Raw genomic sequence first — 17,984 nt, 5'->3', positions numbered from 1 at the left:
ATGATCGGAAAGGGCGTATAACCTACGCCGATTCAGTGCTACCTCTAGCGGCCCGTCTCCGGTCCAAAAGCGACAGCCAAAAGGCCCATGCCGAATGCGGTCGCAATCGCGATCCCAACGGCATTGAGCCCAAATGTGGCAGACGCAGCGGAAATCGTTAGCGGGCCAATGGCAGTGAAGAGCCGTCCTACGTTCCATGAGAACCCTTGGCCGGTCGCGCGCAAGTGCACGGGAAAGAGCTCAGTCAAATACAGGGCGACGATGCCGAACCCACCGATAGCGAAGTAGCCGAACAGGAATATCGCGACGCGAAACATGGGGATGGTAGTCCCCGCGGTATACAGAAAGATCGTTGCGATCCATGCGCCTGCGCAATAGCTGACATACACTGCGCGCCTAGATATGCGGGGCCATAGCCATACCACGACTAACGTCGAGGCGAAACCGAGCACGGCGCCTGCATTCATCGCCATGAAAGTAACGCCCGTCTGGTGGGTCAGTTCAACGGCGCTGAGGCCAGGAGACATGACCTGTAAGAGAACCGGAAACAGGACTGCCCCTCCCCAACTGCCAATCATCATCGCCGCTGCAATCAGTGATCCGACCAGGGTTCGACGCCTCAGCGGCATTCCGAAGATTTCCGAGAGTGAACCCATCTTGGGTCCTCGGTGGAGGAGGGCGGCTTCATGGGAACGCTGCCACCGAGCCGACTCGGGCGTAACGAAGCGCAAACCGAGACTTACGACCGCTGGAGCCGCGCCCATCGCCAGTATCCAGCGCCAACCCAGACCCGACATGACGATCGTAAGAGCAGAAGCGAGGATAAGCCCAACAACCCCGGCAGCCTGCATCACCTGAACGGCCTTGGCACGATGCTTTTCAGGCCATGTCTCGACAACGAGAGCTGCCCCAGCCGCCCACTCTCCGCCGATGCCGAGCCCCGAAATCATCTGCAATACCAGCAGTTGATGCCAATTCTGTGCGAGCGCGCTGGCTGCGGTGAATATCGAATAAATGACCATCGTTGCAAGCATGACACGTGCACGGCCCACACGATCGGCAAGGACGCCGAAAATGATTCCGCCGACGCCCCAGCTCAGCAGCTTCGCACCTATGATCAGGCCACCTATCTGCGCTGGGTTACTTCCGGCGGAACCAAGGAGGTCGCGCAGGGCTGGAAGCATGATCATTGTGAAGAGCTGCAGATCCATTGCATCGAACATCCATCCGACGAATGCCGATGCCAGAACCATCCACGCCCCGACGCTGATGGCACGTGTCTCAACGTGCTGAACATCACACGTTGACTCCATGGGATTCGAACTAGTTCGCATGCTCCTGTCTCCTTGCGCGCTCAAGGCGCGCATAGTTATGTGATGATTTCTGTCGTGGCACGAGTTCCAACCAGGGGAACTGCTCGATTGCTCAAGAAAAACCCACTTGCTTTGTCGACTGCATCCGACGCGACACGGTGAGCGTCGACATTTGCACGGTGCCGGGTGTAATGTTGCTCACGTCAACCCTTTGCGGCCTGGGCGAGCATGGGGCGCCCAAACTCGCGAAAGATTTGCTCTGCGTCGTGGACGTTGTTTTCACCTGGAGAAGATGCAGATCCTAATGAAACTGTTCGCCAGTTCCCGACGACGCACGCCGGATGCGCGAGCAGAACGTCACCACTCGAGAGCGAGCTTCTCAGCAGGTTTCGCAATAGACCCTCTGCCTCTGTTCGGCGCAATTTGCTTTGTCCGGCGTCGGGTTTCAATGTCTCGCTGATTGTGTTGTCTTGTCGGGCTGAGAAGCGTTGACTCGTTGAGTACCCTTTTGTTTGCCGATTATTTAGCGCATGGGGCACGAGCGTCTTGCGGAAATGCAGCAGAACCTTCGAATTCTCGGCATCCAGAAAAAGGGTGAAGTTGATGCTTCGCGGTAAGCGTCGTGTGAGGGCCGTTGAGAATTCTCTAGTGTTCCGTCCCAGAAATAACTTTGCATAAGTCCAGATTGTTCTATGATCGAGTCACGGTGTGCAGGAGGCGATCATGGGACGCAAAGGAATCGAGGTTGTCGTGTCTGAGCTGGAGCGAGAACAATTGCTGTCAATGAGCCGCTCGCGTTCGCTGCCTCACTCTCTGGTGCGCCGGGCAAAAATTGTTTTGATGGCCGCTGACGGTCATACGAGTCAGGTCATTTCAACGCAGTGCGAAGTGACGCCGCCGGCGATCACGCACTGGAAGAAGCGGTTTGTCGCGCAGGGGCTTGCCGGCCTGCATGATGAGGTGCGTCCAGGCCGGCCTCGCACACATGACGATGGAGCGGTAGCGGAACTTCTGGCGAGGATACTGCATGAGAAGCCGGACGGGGCAACGCACTGGAGCGTGCGGTCCGCTGCTGCGCAGACAGGGATTTCGAAGAGTTCGGTGGCCCGATATCTGTCGTTGTTCGGTGTACAGCCCCATCGTTCAAAAAGCTTCAAGCTGTCTAACGATCCCTACTTCGTAGAGAAGGTGCGCGATATTGTCGGGCTGTACCTGAGCCCGCCGACCAATGCCCTGGTGCTGTGCGTCGACGAGAAGAGCCAGTGCCAGGCGCTCGAGCGTACGCAGCCGATGTTGCCGATGGGGCTCGGTTATCTCGAGGGAGTGACGCATGATTACGTCCGGCATGGCACCACTACTCTGTTCGCCGCGCTCAATACGGCAACGGGGGAAGTCATTGCGCAATGTAAGCCGCGCCACCGACACTAGGAATTTCTGGCGTTTCTCAAGCATGTGGACCAGGCGGTGCCCGCTGATCTCGATGTGCATCTGATCGTCGACAACTACGCGACACACAAGCATCCGAAGGTCAGAGCGTGGCTGGCCAGGCATACCCGCTACCACATGCACTTCACTCCGACCTACTCAAGCTGGCTGAATCAGGTTGAACGCTGGTTTGGCCTGATTACGCAGCAGGCGATCCGTCGAGGGTCGTTCAAGAACGTGCGCCAGCTCGTTACCCGCATCGAGCGGTATATCGAGCAGTACAACCAACACGGCCGGCCGTTCGTATGGACCGCGACTGCCGATTCAATTCTCCAGAAAGTGGCTCGGCTATGCAAAGTTATTTCTGGGACGGAACACTAGACAAGCGTCGAAGAGCGCTGCAGGCGCATCGTGCCACTACCAGAAGGAATCAAAGCGACGCAGGTGTAGATGGTCGGAGAATGCTTCGCGACAATGGGTGCAATACGGGTTTTCACGGCGATGCTCTTCCCTTTTTGATGGGCGTGAATACACTTGTAATACTCGCAGCGGAATTTAGTGCAAGTGCACAAGGTGCTCGCCAGTTGTCATTCGTTCGAGCGTTCGTGATCGGCGAGTTGATTCATGAAGCAGGCTTCTCGCGCGTCGCCGTTAATATTGTCAACGGCCCTGCGCTCAAACGCTCGTTTGCTAACGAGATCCTGCTCACGCAGTGCCTTAATGTGGGATCGCTCTGGTTCAACTCTTTGCGATTCCAAGGCCAGAATGCCGTTCAACGGAGTGAAGGACTCGAGCTGCTGGACAGAGTGGAGCGGGCAGGTCAAGGTGTTCGAAAGCGTCCTCGGTATGCGCCCGGGCTGAGCCCGACCCGCTCCTTGAACAATCTGCAGAAGGAACTCGCGTCGCTGTAGCCAACCTTGACGGCAACCTCCTCGATACTGAGGTCGCTAGCTTCGAACAGACCACGCGCCGCCTCGATCCGCAGGCTCTGCAAATAGCGAAGTGGTGTTTGGTCCAGCGCAGCCTGAAACCGCCGGATTAGGGTACGCTCGCTTACGCCGAGCTCGGTTGCGAGCGTCGATATCCGAACCGCTTTCATCATGTTCTTCTGCAACTGGTGCTGAGCACGATGAACCAGCGAATCACCGTGAGCTTTCTCAGCAAGGAGGGGAAGGTAGGGTGGTTGCTTGGTTTGGCTGACGTCTACCAGCATGGTCTTCGCGCATAGCGATGCGATCGTTGGGCCGGAGAGACGCTCGACGATGTGGATGGTTTGCAGCAGATAGGATGCTGATGCGCCTGCGCAAATTAGGCGATCGACCTCGGTGATGACGGGTTCGACCTTAAGATCCACGCGAGAAAACTTGGCGCGAAACTGATCGGCAAGCCACCATGTTGTCGTCGCGGTCCGCCCGTCTAGTAGCCCAGTCTTGGCCAGAATGAAGGTGCCAGTGCAGTTTGCCGCGATGCACGCACCTGCGTTCCACTGGGTAATCAGCCAGTCGCATGCCATTGACTGGCTTGCCAACAGCTTGTCAAATGCCTTTTGTCCCGCATAGTGCGCACTCGGGACGAAAACCAGGTCGAACCGTTGCCGGGACGGGATCGGTTGCGTGCTCACTTCAAGACCGTTGCTGGTCCTGACCGGCCCTCCGTGCTGCGAAACGAAATGCCACTCGTACCGGTCGCCAACTCCTCCGTTTTGCTTTTTTAAGTGCGAATTCGCGACCTGAAGTATGTCGGCGAATCCGCCTAAACTAAAGGCGTAGCAATTGTCATACGCGAGGATGGCTGCGCGGTGCATGTCAGATTTCGCAAAATAATCGTCATTTTCGCCAATTTACAGGAACTCGCCGCGCGACGAAACTTTCGATACGGGACCATCAACTAGTTGTCGAACGAACAACGCAAGTTGCCGCGCGTGTGCTGCGCGGCTGTCGAGATTTCGACCCATACGTTGTACTCATTTTGTGTGGTTTTTGGAATGCCGGGTTGACCGTCAGCGTTCTGCACACGAGACGGCGCTCGTTACTTTCTTAACCGAACCTTTTCGGCCAAGAGGCTTGCTTCCATGAAAGTTTTAGTCGTTCATGCTCATCCTGAACCTCAGTCGTTCTGCGCTGCACTCAAGACAACGGCCGTGAATGTGCTTAGAGATGCTGGAAACGAGGTTGAGGTTTCGGATCTCTACGCTATGGGCTTCAATCCCGTTGCATCCGCCGATGACTTCGGAACACGAGCCAATGCCGGTTACTGCGTCTATGCGCTCGAACAACGCCATGGCTTTGCCAATGGCACCATCCGCTCTGACATCAAGGTGGAGCTCGAAAAGCTCATGCGATGTGACCTGCTCATTCTGAATTTTCCGTTGTTCTGGTTCTCGACTCCGGCGATTCTGAAGGGGTGGATTGATCGGATTCTCGTCTCTGGTCCCGTATATGGTGGTATGCGATTCTATGATCGCGGAGGTCTCCGTGGGAAGCGTGCAATCGTGAGTCTGACTCTGGGTGGGCAGGCCCGCATGTTTGCAAGCGACGGTATACACGGGCCACTCGAAGGAATGCTGCGACCGCTGTTGCAGGGGACGCTCGCGTATATCGGACTCGATGTGCTGGAGCCCTTCGTTGCCTGGCACGTCCCTTACGTTGCGAACGAAGTGCGGCTCGAATATCTGGCTGCGTGGCGAAACCGTCTATCGTCTCTTGCGATGGAGCCACCTCTTTCATTTCCAAGTCTTGACAACTTCGACGAAAGCTTGCGCCCCCTCAATGGCAGAACCTAATAGAGCGCCGAGTGGATGCGGTTGAGACTGGGCGCGGAACATCTGAGGAGAGACTTCTCACGGCGCAATGACGCTTAGAAAGCTTGGACCGCTACACCGCTTGGCCCGGGGGAGGAAGGACGTTGTAATTTAAATTTCTGTAGTAAATGAAGAATGAAAGTTGCGTTTCCGAATGTGAATTTAGCCGCAGTGGAGGCTATTCGACTCCGCAGAGGGAGGAATAGATCACTCGCAGTTGCGACGACTGCAGAAACCCAGTATATGCGGCTGATCATGGCATCTGGCTGAAGCTTGGCGGGGGACCACGAAGGGCAGGAATTACGTAACTCGTGCGGACATCGGGGGAAACAACTAATGGCGCTATTCTCGATGAAATTGCCGCCGCCAAGGGCCTGTATAGGCGTGGTCGCAGCCGATCAAGCGATTAGGTCGACTTTGGAGTCGCGCGCAATTTGAGGCGCGTTTCTGGAGGGAGGGTGCAATGTTGAACATGCTGCAGCTGGAGACGTTCGCTGAGGTGGTGGAATATCGACATTTCGCATGCGCTGATGCTCCCCTGAACATCTCGCGTGGGGCGGCTTCACGCCGAGTCACGGTCCTTGAGGAGTGTCTAGGCGCATTGCGCATAAGCTGCAGCCGCCGCTCGGTCGGGGACTGGTTTTCGACGATCGTGTTTGAGGCGCGCAGCCGATCAAGTTCGGGGAGGCGCTTTGGGAAGCGCTGTACCTTGGACGGGAGGTTCATGAGGCGTTCAGCGCTCTCGAAGATTTACCGCAGCGCTTCGTGGGTTTGCAATCGACACGCCACACATGCAGGACTTCGTTGTATTAAATATCAGCTACTGACGCTTAAAGCCTTGAAGAACCTGATACGAATGTCTTGTGCGCGTCCCAATATTTTGTATTGGCCATGCTCTGCAACGCTGGTTATGCTGAAATACAGCCTAAACGATGCCGGTATTTAGACAGCATGGTGCGATAAATTTTCAGCTGAGCCTTCGATTGCTAAATCTCTGATCATGAATTTATGACAGAGAAGATGGGCGGCAACAGGTGGCGATTTTCTCTAATAGCCGAGCGATATGAATTTTGACAGACAGCAACTCGAAACGTTTGCCGTCGTTGCCGAAACTCGACACTTCGGTCGTGCCGCCCATGTGTTGAACGTCACTCGGGGAGCTGTGTCGCAGCGGATCATTGCACTCGAAGAGGCATTTGGTACCCCGTTACTTGTTCGAGATGGCATGATGCCGACCCCCGCGGGAGAAATAGTGTTGCGCCATGTTCAAGCGCTACAGCTACTTGAAGCGGATACCTTGCATCGGATCAAGCCAGCGGAAAGAGGGAGGGCGAGGATCGCAATCGCAGTTAATGCGGATTCGCTAGCGACCTGGTTTGAGCCGGTCGCGTGCGCCATAGCAAAAGACATTTGCTCACTCGAATTGCTCGTGGATGACCAGGATTACACTCTGTCGGTGCTGACGCGCGGCGAGGCGATGGGGTGTGTGTCAACGGCGAGCACCGCGCCTACGGGGTTTGTGGCGGAAGCAATTGGCGAGATGGAGTATGAATGTGTCGCGACGCCTGATTTTGCCGAGGCTTGTTTTGCTGAGGGGGTCACGTTGCGCAACATTCTCGCTGCGCCCGCAGTGCTCTTTAATCGAAAAGACGGGTTGCATGCTGTCTTTCTTGAACGCGTGCTTGGGTTCCCCGTAAACGGATACGCGGCACACTTTTTCCCGTCTCCGATTGCGTTGCTGATGGCAATCCGGGCTGGCGTCGGATATGGACTGGTGCCATCCATGCAGATACAGTCATTGATTGACGCAGGTGAGGTGATCTCGCTGGCGCCGCAACACAGGATCGCGGTGAGTCTGTATTGGCATCACTGGGAGGAGGCGCCGCCAAACATGCGACAGATTAGCGAGTTGATATTGCATCACGCTCGCGAGGCACTGAATCAACTGACATCTGGATCACCTCGCCATCATGCTAGTGGAGATCGATGAGCCGCAACAGGGGGCTCGATCGGCACCACGATTCAAGGAACGAAAGAATTCACGCGTTGACGCAGACGACTTGACTACAAATCGTGACGATATAGGGAAAGTGCGGGGACCATCAACGGTTTTAATGACGGTCGTCAACAGATAGGTTCTCGTCGAATCAGAATCCTTGCACGTTAGCGTCCCCCAAGTTCCGGCCACGGGCAATTCGGTATTCAAGTAATGCGATATCAAATCGTGACAAGCCACACCGACGCGGCGGTTTTGGATGAGAGCGTAGTGTATTCGGGCGGTGCAGCACTATTGTCTGTCAGGAATCCACGGCAGTTGAGCGGCGCCACAGCAATACGGCAATCACGACCATGGGAAGAAAGGAAACGGTCAGCGGATTGTCCTCGGGGACCGTCGTCAGGCCAGTCCACCGCGCGAAGTAGATCGCGATTGCTATGCCTCCACCAATCGCCAGCGTCGCGTTGGCGCATCTGTCGGAAATGCGACGGTTGAGCAATGTGAAGCCCATGAGCGGGCCGACGGCGGTTATGTAGACCATGTTCAGATCGACCATCATGTCTACCAGACTCTGGCCGCGAATGGCGACGATCGTGCCAAGGGCGATCGGCACGAGTCGCGACCAGATGGGCCGGGCTGCAGAATGCGGACCGAGAGAGGCGGTGGCGTCGGTCATCGCTCTCAGAATCGAGCAGCCAGCACCAAGGGCCGTTGTGAGCAAAATCACGATGACGACCGTCCTTACCGTATTCGCCGAATATCCGGAGAGTGTGTGCATCAGCACAACGGGAATGACCTGCACGGGGTCGGCGAGGCGCTGTAGATGCCAGACGGGGGAGGCTGCGATAACCGCGGATGCGGGCAGGAAGCCGATCAGGAGCACGAATCCTGCGGCCAGGAGACAGCCGTTTCGCGCCATTATGGGCGTGCGCGCTGCGAGTGCAAACTGCTGATAGTCTGCACCACAGATGACCATGAGCACGACCGAGGCGACGGTGAATCCTGTATGGTCCAGCGTCGCGCCCTGAAGTCCATTCAGAAACTGGACGGGGGCATGCAGCCACACGTCCAGCCCATCGGTCAGGAGCAGCGTGCGCACGAGCACGACGTTGCATGCGAGCATGCAGATCGCGAATCCTGCGGCAAGCCACGACAGTCGCAATGTCGAAAGATAGATAAATAACAAATCGACGAGCAGGAGCGCGGAAGTCGGACCGATGCCTGCCAGTCTCAGTATTGCCGTTCCACCCCGAATCTGTGCAGCGAGCACGCCGGTCATCCAGACAAGGGACAGCAACGCCACTGTGCTGCCGACTGAGGCGCCATAGATCTGGTTAAGCTTGGCCCAGATGGATTGCCTCGTTATCGAAAGGCCGCGTGCGCATCCGGCGAGGGCAACGAGGCCAAATGCGCTGGCGATTGCATAAACACAGCCCACCATCCCCCCGCGAAGCGCGAGTTCGCCGGTGCCAAGGAGAAATCCCGTACCGCAACTTGTGGAAACCAGAAGGCTTGCAACCTGAACCGTCTTCAGTGTGCGGTCAGACATGAGCCGCCCCCCACTTCGTCACGCTGGCGCGACTGCCTTTCACGTATGAATCGCAGATGATCGCGCGTTGATTGAACGCGGAGATCTGTTTCAGATGGGCGTGAAATTCGGGCAGATCGAGGTAGGGGACATGCGGAAAGAGGTGGTGTGTCAGATGATAACCGTTATGATGCGGATGCAGAATGAAGGAGCTGAGGCCGTGGTCCGGTATGTCGCGCGTATACGAAAAAATACCGCCTGGTTCGAGCCCGTAGTGATCGGTCATTTCGCGAAACGTTGTGATGGCATGGAACACCGTCGCGCGCGCGGTGATCCATAGCGCGAAAAACAGCAGCGCGAAATGCGCTCCGATGGTGATGTCGAGGAGTGCTTCGCACGCGGCCCACCACAGGACGATGGCGAGCTTCTGACGCACGGCGAGGCGCCTGTTGATGAAATGCCCGAAGATCGAGCCGGCCCAGATGGATGGCGTGGTCAGCACGCGTAGATAGACGCTGAACCAGTGGTCACCCGCGTGCGTGACGCTGGAAAGATAGTCCGGATCCTGAACCGGGTCGCCGAGTGAACCGTGATGCCAGGCGTGCTGAAGGCGGTACAGCGTCAGCTCGTTGAAGAGTGGCGGTGCAAGAAAGACACAGGCGATCCGGTCGTTCACGTCGCGGCTATTACTCAGGTTCTGGTGTCCGCCCTCGTGCAGGAGGTTACCCAGCGCCCGCTGGCGGTTGCCGATGACGAAGATCGCAGCGATACTTGCCCAGACCCCTATCCGGTAGGCAATCCAGACTGTAACGCATATGATTGCCCAGTCCCTGGCAATGTCCGCGAGTGATCGCCACGTTCTGGCGCGCGGGGTTTTCCAGTTCATGCCTGTTGATTCGAATGCGGTATGCATGGCTGCCTGATCGGCAATAACGGATGATGATGCGGGTAATCTCATCGCAGGCTCCTTGTGGTTACGTGAAGTCCCCGGCGGTCCCCGATCCCTGTGTCAGTAAAAGCTTTGGTCTGATCTTAGGCGGTCGATCCTGTCCGGGCAGCGGCGGTTAAAAATGCTGTCCGGTGTGCAGCATTTTTAAACTCATGACGCGTGTGCCACTCAAGCCGTGGCGTAACGTCACCATCAGGGGAGGGTGGAAAGTTGAGTGAAAAGGACCTTGCAAAGCTGTGTGCGACGCTCAGTCCCGTCGTGGCAGAAGCCACCTATGTCTATTGTTCATTTCCGGACTTCACGTTGCCGACCGGGTTACTGGCCTTCTGCCTCGTGCGCGAGCGCGAGGGACTGACGGCGATCATCGAGCGTGATGAAGCACTGCGACGCGGACTCGCCTATACCTACGACGCCCGTCTCATCACCCTGTCGGTCCATTCGAGTCTCGAGGCAGTCGGGTTTATCGCGGTGATCAGCCGCAGGCTCGCCGGGGCGGGCATCCCATGCAATGTGGTCGCGGGCTACTACCACGATCACATCTTGGTGCCGGCCGACAGGGCTGAAGAAGCGATGACGCTCCTGCTTGAAATCGCCGCTTCGTCCGGCTGACGCATATCTGCGCGTTGCGAGGGCAGCGAGGTGAAGCCTGCTATTTTTTCTGTACGGCGAGTAGTTTTTATATCCCGGGCGGCTTCGTCTTGCTGTGTGTGGACACAATCATTAGATTAATGCGAGGTCAGGGGTATGGGCTCGGCCCCTATGAAGAAGGCATGTCTGGTCATGCCGAGATTGGGGTATCGACGTGGATATCGAACGGTCCCGAGCCGCGCGGGAGAGGAGTGAGCATGTTCGAATCAACTGACGACCGCCCGGCGCAAGGACCGCAGGATCAGGGCTCGACGCCCGAGCCTGAATACTGGCAGCGACATGCCGAAGAATTGCAGGCCCTGATTGCGCGCCTGACGACCCGTCTCAGGGGCCGCGAGCGCCGTATCGCCCGTCTGGAGCTTGCCATCTCCCGGACCGTGGTGATGCATCACGTCTGGGCATCACATCTTGAACGCAGGCTCGAACGCCTGCCTTTCACTGCTACCACCGGAGCCGACGACTCACCGGCCGTTGAAGCCGCGCATGAGCGCGGGGTGACGGTGCGTCTTCCTCACCTGACACGAACGCTGGAAGCGCTCTTTGAGGTGATGCAGGAGTACTGGTCGGAGTGGGAGCCTGATCGCCCGCCTAAATCATCAACCGTTGCGCGCGCAATCGACGAAAGACTCGGCCTGAAGGGGCAGGCCAATGGCGAGGCGTCGCGCAGTTCCCAAACCTTTGCGGCCGCACTGAGGCCCGACTCGGTGAACGAGTCAGATGGTCGCCACCACTGAACCGGAGTTCCGACGGAGTCTTCCGACGATATGACGGAATTGCCCGTCAGGCTCTCGGACTGCTTGAATGAGACCCATGCAGCAACTCTTTCGAACAGGACAGCGGGAGGTTGGTCATGTCGGTCCAGTTGAGGGGAACAGGCGCAATACTACGGCGCGGGCAGGTCGAACGGGAAGTCGGACTGAAACGTTCGACGATCTACCAGCGGATGCAGGAAGGCACGTTCCCGCGCCCGATCCGTCTTGGCGAGCGCGCGGTGGGCTGGCGTGCATCGGATATCGAGCGATTCCTTGAAGACCCTGCCGGGTATCGCGTTTCACCGCCAGCCAATGAGGACCGCGATGTGTGAGCGTACCTCGCGACGGTCCCTCGATGCGCGTCTGGATAACTGGGCGAGCGCTGGCCGCGGTCCGTACGATCCGGTTGACGCAGGTCATATCGAGCATGCATGGCGGCGGCTGCCCGTGCGTCACCGCGACCTGCTGCGTATGGCGTATCTGTGGCGCGCTGGTCGCGACGTGATATGCCGCCGGCTCGGGATTCCAAGGTCTCCCTGGCGCCGGTATGAGCTTGAACTGTCATCCGCGAAGCAGGCGCTGGAGGGCCTGCTGGCGGAGGAACCGTGAATTGACGTGTCCGGGAGCATGCCGGAAAAACGCGCGGTCGGTCGATGCGGCACGATCTCGCGCTTCGGCGGCAAAGTCCCGGAAGTAGTTCCACAACCTGTTCCGGCCAACGTGCGACATGCACGGCCGAGTACGCATGAGCGGCCCCGACGTATCGACGGATGCGTGTGAGCATGGCGGTTGTTTCCCGATCTCAGACCTGCGTTCGCAGGTCTTTCTGTTTCTGTGCCCGATCTTGACGACTGATCCCCCTTGAGCCCGCGGTTTGCCTCCCAGGCGCCGCGGGTTCCTTTTTCCCCATCCGGTTCGACACCTCGGCGTTGCATCGATGGGAGGAAGCGGATCATGAATTTGTCCCGGCTGGAAATGAATGGATGGCGGTTGCACACGATGCGCGGCATCGTGCATCGGTGGGCGCTCGCCGTGACACTGTTCGCCGGTACGTCTGTTCTCGCGCCTGGCGTGGCGCATGCGGACGACTGGGGCTGCCAGGTCCTGCTTTGCCTGTCCAACCCGGGCGGCCCGGAGCAATACGGCGCGTGCGTGCCACCGGTCGAGCGACTCTGGAGCGCGATGCGCCATGGTGATCCGTTCCCGACCTGTGATTTCGGCACCGGCGGTTCACAGGGAACGTCTGCGACCAATACCTTCGCGAGCGGCGGGTATTGTCGGGAAGACCTCCTGTACTGGGGCGGCCCGGAGCAGAGCGAACTGCAGTGCCGTGCCGCTGGCGCAATCAATGTCGATATCGACAACCAGCTCCATACCCGCGTCTGGTGGGATGTAGCGGGTGCGGGATCGACCATCACCGAGTTCTACGGCGCGGGCAGTACGGAGGCTCCGTCCCAGGTGCCGTACGATCCGACGCAGTCTGCTGCGCTCTTCCTGCAGCAGAGCGAACAGGAAAGCGGCCAAAGTGACCAAAGCGGCGGGGGGCACTGATGCTGCCACCCGATTTCGCCACCCTTGTGCAACAGTGCGCACCCCAGGTCTCGCCGGTGACGATGGCCGCGATCGTGCGGACCGAGTCCGGATTCAATCCCTATGCGATCGGTGTCGTGCGTGGCCGTCTGGTGCGTCAGCCGGTGAGCGAGGCTGAGGCCGTGGCCACCGTCCGCGCGCTCTCGACCGGCGGCTGGAATTTCAGCGTCGGTCTCGCGCAGGTCAACCGCACGAACTGGGCTGCGTATGGCCTGAACGAGCAAAGCGCCTTCGATCCATGCCGCAACCTGGCCGCGGGAGCCGCAGTTCTCGAAAGTTGTTTTACCGCCGCGCGCGCTGCGCGGATTGATGGCAGACGCGATCCACAGGCTGCGCTGCGGGCAGGTCTTTCGTGCTACGCGAGCGGAAATTTGTCGATGGGGTATCGCACTGGGTATGTGCAGCGCGTGGCCGATAACGCACGCCTGCCTGCGTCGGCTCCCTCACAGACAGTCGTGCCGGCGATTGAGCCCATTCCGGTTGTTCCGGTTGATCGGGGCGCGCCCGCAGCCCGGACGCCGTCACAACCAGTGAAGCATCGGTTGCCGGATTCGCCGGACACCGCATCCGGTACGAACACCGGCGACCCGCCCGCCAGTGCGGTGGTGTTCTAGCCCGGTGCCCATTCAATAGCAGACACAGTTTCGCCGAAAGGAGATTTTTATGAATTTAGGAATCCATATCAGAAAGAGGAAGGCTGAACGTGTGCCTGTCACGCTTTCTTCTGGCCGTCGGGTGGCGCGGTGGGCTGCTGTCATCGCGACTGCGCTGCTGGTGGCGTCGCCCGCGTGGGCTCAGCTGTCGCAGGTCAATACGCTGCTGAGCACGATCCAGACGACCCTGCTGGGTGTCGGCGGTGTGATCTGCTCGATTTCGATCATCTGGGCGGGCTTCCGGATGATGTTCCAGCATGCCCGTTTCGGCGACATCGCGAACGTGTTCATCGGCGGTCTTTTCGTCGGTTGCGCGACGGTGATCGCCGGCATGCTGATTCCGACGAGCTGATCCGGGACCAGCAACCATGAACCCGATCATGAATTCGCTTGTTAGCCCACTCAGGGATCCTGTGTTCAAGGGATGCACGCGGCCCGCGATGCTCTGGGGTGTGCCGCTCGTGCCATTCCTCCTGGTCGGCGGCGGCATGTTGATCCCCGCCATCTGGGCATTGCTCGCCAGTCCGCCGCTCGGTGTCGGGCTGCTGTTCCTCATGATCCCGGTGTTCGTCGCCATGCGCGTCGTCACGCGCCGGGACGACCAGCGTCTCGCACAGTACGCACTGCGCCTGCGCATGGTCCTGCGGCAGGGGAATCGCCGCTTCTGGGACGCGCGCGCCTACACGCCGGTTCGCCTGAAGAGGAGGAGCCGACATGCTGGCTGACCCGACACACGGCGCCGTTGCCAGCCGCGAGGTGGCACTTGCGGACTACATCCCCTACTCGACGCACGTCACGGATCAGGTGATCAGGACGCGCGAGGGCGACTACCTGCGGATCTGGAAGCTTGCAGGCATCGCATTCGAGGCCGCCGATCCGGCGGACATCCTCGTGCGCCATGATGGATTCAACCAGCTCGTGCGTGCGCTGCCCGGCGGTCACGTCGCACTCTGGTCACACCGTCTGCGCCGACGGGTATCAGACCACTTTGCCACGCCTTACGGCAACCGCTTCTGCCAGGAACTGGCAACACGCTACTACGCAAGCTTCGCGGGTTACCGGATGATGGCCAACGAGCTGTATCTGACGCTCGTCTATCGTCCGAGCCGCACGAAGCTCGGGCGCGTGTTCAGCCGCGCGGCGCGCCGCACGCGCGATGACATCCGGCGCGACCAGCAGGAAGCGCTGAAGGTGATGGACGAACTTGGCGCCCAGGTCGAGTCAGGGCTGAAACCCTACGACCCGGTGGCGCTCGGGGTCTATCGCAGGTCGAGCCCGTACACCAGGCGGCCGCGGCGGTTCTCATCGGCGCTCGAGCTGCTCGGCTATCTCGTCAATGCCGTCTGGGAGCCTGAGCCGGTTCCTGCCGGAGCGATCCGTGAGGCATTGCCGACCTCGCGCCTCTTCGTAGGCGTGGAGAGGGTCGAAGTCCGCATGCCGGCCATGACGCGTTATGCCGCGCTACTTGATCTGAAGGACTATCCCGAAGAAACCGAACCGGGGATGCTCAATGGGCTGCTGTACGGCGACTTTGAGTATATCGAGACACAGAGCTTCACGATCCTGGACAAACCCGGTGCGAAGGAAGCGCTGGAGCGTCAGCGCAACCAGCTCATCGCCGGCGAGGATGTGGCTGTCTCCCAGGTCGAGGCGATGGACCAGGCGCTCAACGACCTGATCAACGGCGATTTCGTGCTGGGCGAATATCACTATTCGCTTGCGGTGCTTGGCGATACACCCGCGGCAGTCTCGAAGCACGTTGCGAAGGCGCGTACGCAGCTCGCAGATGCGGGCTTCCAGACTTCACTGATCGATCTCGTGGCGGACGCCGCGTGGTTCGCACAGTTGCCGGGTAACTGGCGCTACCGGCCACGCGAAGCGAAGCTGACGTCCCGCAATTTCTGCGGCCTCGCCAGTCAGCACAACTTCGCGACCGGCAAGCGCGACGGTAATCCATGGGGCGAGGCGATCACGATCGTCAAGACGCCGAGCGGTCAGCCGCTGTACCTGAATTTCCACGTTACGCCGGAGAAGGAGGATTCGGCCGACGAGAAGGCACTTGCCAATACTCAGATCATTGGTCAGGCCGGTGCGGGCAAGACGGTCCTCGAACTTTTTCTGCTCGCGATGGCGACGAAGTTCGGGCTGACCGCGGTGCTGTACGACAAGGATCGCGGCACCGAGATCGCGATCCGGGCGATGGGCGGCATCTATACGGTGTTCCGCCGCGGCGAACCGACGGGGCTCAATCCGTTCCAGATGGTGCCGGACGAAGCGGTGCTCGACTTCTGGGAGCGGCTGGTGCGCAAGCTCGTTGACACGGGTGTGCCGCTGTCCGCAAGGGAGGAACTCGACATCTCGCGCGCGGTGCGTGAAGTCGCCCGCATGGAGAGGCCGCTGCGGCGTCTGTCGATGGTGCGGCAACTGCTGCCGAATGTGGGCGAGAACAGCCTGCACGCGCGCCTCGCGAAATGGTGTGCGGGCGGTCGCCTGGGCTGGGTGCTCGACAACCCGACCGACACGGTGAACCTGGCACGCGCGAATCTCTTTGGTTTCGACGATACCGAACTGCTGGATGACGCGGAGGTCTCGACGCCCGTGACGATGTATCTGCTGCACCTGACAGAAAGCCTGATCGACGGCCGGCGCTTCATCTATGTGATGACCGAATTCTGGAAGCGGCTGGGGGACCCGGTATTCACGGACTTTGCGAAGAACAAGCAGAAGACGATCCGCAAGCAGAACGGGCTCGGCATTTTCGATACCCAGTCGCCGGCCGATGTGCTGCGCAGCGATATCGCGCGCGCACTGATCGAGCAGAGCGCGACCTTTTTCTTCCTGCCGAACCCGCGGGCCGACTACGACGACTACGTGCATGGCTTCAAGCTGACCGAAGCCGAATTCAACATCGTGCGCAATCTCGGTGAGAGCAGCCGCATGTTTCTGGTCAAGCAGGGGCATCGTTCGGCGATCGGCAAACTCGATCTCGCGGGACTCGGTGATGTGCTCGACGTGTTGTCGGGCACGACCGACAACGTCGAACTGCTCGACACAATCCGGGAACAGGTGGGCGACGATCCTGACGTGTGGCTGCCGGTCTTCCACGCGCAACTGGCAAAGCGCCGGGCGACCCAGGCAACCCGGGCAAGAGGTGCGCGATGAGCGGCCTCTTTACCGCAATCGGCGGCACGCTCGAGAACGGCATCTCGACCTATGTCACGAACGTCTCATCAGCGCTGTCGGGCGCGCTTGTTCCTGTTGTGACGACCGCCGTCACGATCTGGGTCGTCGCCTATGGTCTCGCGATCGTGCGGGGTGAGGCGCACGAGGCCGTGCCTGCGTTCGCATGGCGCGGACTGAAGGTCGCCGCCATCCTCGCTTTCGCGCTCGGCAGCGGCATCTACCAGCAGCAGGTCGTGACGGCCGTCAGCGGTGCCACGGCGGGCCTCGCCCAGACGATCCAGAACGCCTCCAACACCACGGGCGGCGGCAACCCGGGTTGTGGATCGGTCAGCGGCAGCAGCGTGACATCAACCAGCGCAACCAGCATCTACCAGACGCTCGACTGCTATGACCAGCAGATCGATCTGGTTCTGGATGCCTATTCCGAAAAGGCGACGCACGAAGGGCTCAGCCCAAGTGGCCTGGCAGCAGCCATCGGCGACATCGTGTGCGGGTTCGTAGCAGCCGTCGGCGGCTCGATCTTCCTGATCGTGCTCGCGTTCGAGGTCGTGATGGGGCGCATGTTGCTCGATCTGGTGCTTGGGATCGGTCCGATTTTCATTGCCTGCGCCGCCTTTGCACCGACTGCCCGCTTCTTCGAAGCGTGGACCGCGAAGGTGGCGAATTATGCGCTGCTGCAGGTGCTGGTCGCGGCTTTCCTGGGGATGGCGCTGACGGCGTTCTCGACGGAGCTCGCACCATTCCAGGTGACGACTTCGCCACCTGGCGCTAATGCGTCGGCGCTTGTGGCGGCCAGTCAGGCTGCGCTCGAAGCCGCGTCGGCGTGGGGCGCGGCGCTGGGCATGTTCGCGACGGCGATATTTCTGGCGATGGTCGGCTGGCAATTGCCGTCGGTGGCGTCAGGCCTGTCAGGCGGCGCGACCGTGTCCGGCTTCGGCGCGTTCGTGGCGGGTGTCGCCTCTCGGCGCCTGGCCGCCGTGATCGGGCAGGTGCTTACCCGCGGCGGGAATGGTCCGCGTCCTGGCGGCAAGATTCGTGACTGGACAGGATCCGGCGGCGGATCGGGAAATTCTTTGGGTGGCGTGGCGCCAGCGTACCAGCGCGCCGCGCACGCCAACCTCGGACAACAGGGCAATTGAGAGAGGTG

General features: G+C 59.6%; 17 protein-coding genes and 1 pseudogene. 14 read left to right on the top strand and 4 right to left on the bottom strand.

Features of this window, described 5'->3' with window-relative positions; all coding sequences use genetic code 11:
• Window positions 1-44 precede the first annotated feature (44 nt).
• A complete protein-coding gene (locus tag DSC91_RS17885) occupies window positions 45-1,211 on the bottom strand; it encodes an MFS transporter (protein ID WP_162831437.1) in 1,167 nt (388 codons plus the stop codon).
• Between the two features lie 825 nt (window positions 1,212-2,036).
• On the opposite strand from DSC91_RS17885, the pseudogene DSC91_RS17880 reads away from it, so the two are divergent.
• Window positions 2,037-3,119, top strand: a pseudogene (locus DSC91_RS17880) (IS630 family transposase).
• 439 nt (window positions 3,120-3,558) lie between these two features.
• On the opposite strand, the gene DSC91_RS17870 reads toward DSC91_RS17880, so the two are convergent.
• Window positions 3,559-4,542: a GlxA family transcriptional regulator gene (locus DSC91_RS17870; protein ID WP_115780192.1), complete on the bottom strand. Its 984-nt coding sequence runs from the start codon at window positions 4,540-4,542 to the stop codon at window positions 3,559-3,561.
• Between the two features lie 267 nt (window positions 4,543-4,809).
• Between DSC91_RS17870 and DSC91_RS17865 the strand changes: the two genes are divergently transcribed.
• The 3 genes from DSC91_RS17865 (at window position 4,810) to DSC91_RS17855 (ending at window position 7,528) form a co-directional block, all read left to right on the top strand.
• Window positions 4,810-5,520 carry an NAD(P)H-dependent oxidoreductase gene (locus DSC91_RS17865; RefSeq protein ID WP_115780191.1) on the top strand — a complete coding sequence of 237 codons (711 nt, stop codon included), beginning with the start codon at window positions 4,810-4,812 and terminating at the stop codon, window positions 5,518-5,520.
• A gap of 481 nt (window positions 5,521-6,001) precedes the next feature.
• A complete protein-coding gene (locus DSC91_RS38670; protein ID WP_367652131.1) occupies window positions 6,002-6,484 on the top strand; it encodes a LysR family transcriptional regulator in 483 nt (160 codons plus the stop codon).
• Window positions 6,485-6,601: 117 nt separating this feature from the next.
• Window positions 6,602-7,528 carry an HTH-type transcriptional regulator ArgP gene (locus tag DSC91_RS17855; RefSeq protein WP_115780190.1) on the top strand — a complete coding sequence of 309 codons (927 nt, stop codon included), beginning with the start codon at window positions 6,602-6,604 and terminating at the stop codon, window positions 7,526-7,528.
• Between the two features lie 307 nt (window positions 7,529-7,835).
• Here DSC91_RS17855 and DSC91_RS17850 read toward each other — a convergent pair whose 3' ends face one another.
• Window positions 7,836-9,083, bottom strand: coding sequence for an SLC5/6 family protein (locus tag DSC91_RS17850; protein WP_115780189.1), 1,248 nt, complete (start codon window positions 9,081-9,083; stop codon window positions 7,836-7,838).
• Complete coding sequence (locus tag DSC91_RS17845; RefSeq protein WP_229758056.1) at window positions 9,076-9,948, bottom strand: fatty acid desaturase family protein; 873 nt, start codon at window positions 9,946-9,948, stop codon at window positions 9,076-9,078. The genes DSC91_RS17850 and DSC91_RS17845 overlap by 8 nt, the downstream gene beginning before the upstream one ends.
• 273 nt (window positions 9,949-10,221) lie before the next feature.
• Here DSC91_RS17845 and DSC91_RS17840 point away from each other — a divergent pair, with 273 nt between their 5' ends.
• From DSC91_RS17840 to DSC91_RS17795, 10 genes are all read left to right on the top strand, one after another.
• Window positions 10,222-10,620, top strand: a complete 399-nt coding sequence (locus tag DSC91_RS17840) for an ACT domain-containing protein (protein WP_115780187.1) — start codon at window positions 10,222-10,224, stop codon at window positions 10,618-10,620.
• A gap of 236 nt (window positions 10,621-10,856) precedes the next feature.
• A complete protein-coding gene (locus DSC91_RS17835; protein WP_115780186.1) occupies window positions 10,857-11,393 on the top strand; it encodes a hypothetical protein in 537 nt (178 codons plus the stop codon).
• Window positions 11,394-11,509: 116 nt separating this feature from the next.
• Window positions 11,510-11,743, top strand: a complete 234-nt coding sequence (locus DSC91_RS17830) for a helix-turn-helix transcriptional regulator (RefSeq protein WP_115780185.1) — start codon at window positions 11,510-11,512, stop codon at window positions 11,741-11,743.
• Window positions 11,736-12,020, top strand: a complete 285-nt coding sequence (locus DSC91_RS17825; RefSeq protein WP_115780184.1) for a hypothetical protein — start codon at window positions 11,736-11,738, stop codon at window positions 12,018-12,020. The genes DSC91_RS17830 and DSC91_RS17825 overlap by 8 nt, the downstream gene beginning before the upstream one ends.
• 345 nt (window positions 12,021-12,365) lie before the next feature.
• Complete coding sequence (locus tag DSC91_RS17820; RefSeq protein ID WP_115780183.1) at window positions 12,366-12,962, top strand: hypothetical protein; 597 nt, start codon at window positions 12,366-12,368, stop codon at window positions 12,960-12,962.
• The gene (locus DSC91_RS17815) at window positions 12,962-13,615 is read left to right on the top strand and encodes a lytic transglycosylase domain-containing protein (protein WP_115780182.1); all 654 of its coding nucleotides are present in this window, start codon (window positions 12,962-12,964) and stop codon (window positions 13,613-13,615) included. Before DSC91_RS17820 ends, DSC91_RS17815 begins: the two co-directional genes overlap by 1 nt.
• A gap of 49 nt (window positions 13,616-13,664) precedes the next feature.
• The gene (locus DSC91_RS17810) at window positions 13,665-14,006 is read left to right on the top strand and encodes a TrbC/VirB2 family protein (RefSeq protein ID WP_115780181.1); all 342 of its coding nucleotides are present in this window, start codon (window positions 13,665-13,667) and stop codon (window positions 14,004-14,006) included.
• A 16-nt stretch (window positions 14,007-14,022) separates the two neighbouring features.
• Window positions 14,023-14,379 carry a VirB3 family type IV secretion system protein gene (locus DSC91_RS17805; protein WP_115780180.1) on the top strand — a complete coding sequence of 119 codons (357 nt, stop codon included), beginning with the start codon at window positions 14,023-14,025 and terminating at the stop codon, window positions 14,377-14,379.
• Window positions 14,369-16,816, top strand: a complete 2,448-nt coding sequence (locus DSC91_RS17800; protein WP_115780179.1) for a VirB4 family type IV secretion/conjugal transfer ATPase — start codon at window positions 14,369-14,371, stop codon at window positions 16,814-16,816. The genes DSC91_RS17805 and DSC91_RS17800 overlap by 11 nt, the downstream gene beginning before the upstream one ends.
• On the top strand, window positions 16,813-17,976 hold the full coding sequence (locus tag DSC91_RS17795; protein ID WP_115780178.1) for a TrbL/VirB6 family protein: 1,164 nt from the start codon (window positions 16,813-16,815) through the stop codon (window positions 17,974-17,976). Before DSC91_RS17800 ends, DSC91_RS17795 begins: the two co-directional genes overlap by 4 nt.
• Window positions 17,977-17,984: the final 8 nt, after the last annotated feature.

This window comes from Paraburkholderia caffeinilytica (assembly GCF_003368325.1).
Taxonomy (GTDB): Bacteria; Pseudomonadota; Gammaproteobacteria; order Burkholderiales; family Burkholderiaceae; genus Paraburkholderia; species Paraburkholderia caffeinilytica.
Note: the sequence above shows the minus strand (reverse complement) of the source record. Positions and strands in the feature narration are given on the sequence as shown.

Bases quoted from the DNA above. Each gene is read 5' to 3' on its own strand.
- DSC91_RS17885 (WP_162831437.1), bottom strand. From the start codon at position 1,211: ATGGATCTGCAGCTCTTCACAATGATCATGCTTCCAGCCCTGCGCGAC.
- DSC91_RS17870 (WP_115780192.1), bottom strand. From the start codon at position 4,542: ATGCACCGCGCAGCCATCCTCGCGTATGACAATTGCTACGCCTTTAGT.
- DSC91_RS17865 (WP_115780191.1), top strand. From the start codon at position 4,810: ATGAAAGTTTTAGTCGTTCATGCTCATCCTGAACCTCAGTCGTTCTGC.
- DSC91_RS38670 (WP_367652131.1), top strand. From the start codon at position 6,002: ATGTTGAACATGCTGCAGCTGGAGACGTTCGCTGAGGTGGTGGAATAT.
- DSC91_RS17855 (WP_115780190.1), top strand. From the start codon at position 6,602: ATGAATTTTGACAGACAGCAACTCGAAACGTTTGCCGTCGTTGCCGAA.
- DSC91_RS17850 (WP_115780189.1), bottom strand. From the start codon at position 9,083: ATGTCTGACCGCACACTGAAGACGGTTCAGGTTGCAAGCCTTCTGGTT.
- DSC91_RS17845 (WP_229758056.1), bottom strand. From the start codon at position 9,948: ATGAACTGGAAAACCCCGCGCGCCAGAACGTGGCGATCACTCGCGGAC.
- DSC91_RS17835 (WP_115780186.1), top strand. From the start codon at position 10,857: ATGTTCGAATCAACTGACGACCGCCCGGCGCAAGGACCGCAGGATCAG.
- DSC91_RS17830 (WP_115780185.1), top strand. From the start codon at position 11,510: ATGTCGGTCCAGTTGAGGGGAACAGGCGCAATACTACGGCGCGGGCAG.
- DSC91_RS17825 (WP_115780184.1), top strand. From the start codon at position 11,736: ATGTGTGAGCGTACCTCGCGACGGTCCCTCGATGCGCGTCTGGATAAC.
- DSC91_RS17820 (WP_115780183.1), top strand. From the start codon at position 12,366: ATGAATTTGTCCCGGCTGGAAATGAATGGATGGCGGTTGCACACGATG.
- DSC91_RS17815 (WP_115780182.1), top strand. From the start codon at position 12,962: ATGCTGCCACCCGATTTCGCCACCCTTGTGCAACAGTGCGCACCCCAG.
- DSC91_RS17810 (WP_115780181.1), top strand. From the start codon at position 13,665: ATGAATTTAGGAATCCATATCAGAAAGAGGAAGGCTGAACGTGTGCCT.
- DSC91_RS17805 (WP_115780180.1), top strand. From the start codon at position 14,023: ATGAACCCGATCATGAATTCGCTTGTTAGCCCACTCAGGGATCCTGTG.
- DSC91_RS17800 (WP_115780179.1), top strand. From the start codon at position 14,369: ATGCTGGCTGACCCGACACACGGCGCCGTTGCCAGCCGCGAGGTGGCA.
- DSC91_RS17795 (WP_115780178.1), top strand. From the start codon at position 16,813: ATGAGCGGCCTCTTTACCGCAATCGGCGGCACGCTCGAGAACGGCATC.